Source organism: Bartonella sp. CE47NXGY (genome assembly GCF_042195415.1).
In the GTDB taxonomy this organism is placed as follows: domain Bacteria; phylum Pseudomonadota; class Alphaproteobacteria; order Rhizobiales; family Rhizobiaceae; genus Bartonella.
The window spans coordinates 1-583 of record NZ_JBHIOI010000273.1; the positions used below are offsets into that span (position 1 = coordinate 1).

General features: G+C 37.2%; 1 protein-coding gene. It reads left to right on the forward strand.

Annotated elements, in window-relative coordinates:
* Positions 1-583 (forward strand): tyrosine-type recombinase/integrase (locus ACFIL3_RS11060; RefSeq protein WP_375682304.1); only part of this gene is annotated, 583 nt, incomplete at both ends.

Consider the following 583-nt stretch of genomic DNA (forward strand, 5'->3'; position numbering starts at 1 on the left):
CTTATACTTCCTAAATCAAAAACTGGTAAACTTGTTGAAGGTTCATTTGCATGGCTGCTTAAACAATACTTTAACAGCTCTAATTGGCATAGCTACTCTAATACTACAAAGAAACAAAAAGAATACATTCTTATGAAGATATGCGACTCCATAGGAAATATTCCATACCAAGCAATTGAAAAGAAACATATCATAGCCGGTGTTGAACGGCGCAAAGAAACACCAGCAATGGCTAGAAACTTTCTGAAAGCCCTTAATGGACTTTTTAATTGGGCAATTGATCAAGGTCTTTTGGAAAATAATCCAGCTTTAGGCGTCAAAAAACCTCCTCTTAAAAATAAAAGCGGCTTTCCTGTTTGGACAGAAGAAGATGTTGAGAAATATTATCAAAGATGGTCCCATGGTACCCATGAACGTGTCTGGATTGATGTCCTTTTGTATACGGGCTTACGTCGTGGTGATGCGGTTCGCATTGGCTGGAAAGATGTCAAAGACAATATTATTCATCTCAAAACAGAGAAAAGTAAATTCCAAACAGATGTCTTTCTACCTATTTTACCGGAATTAGCCAAAACGCTTGAAG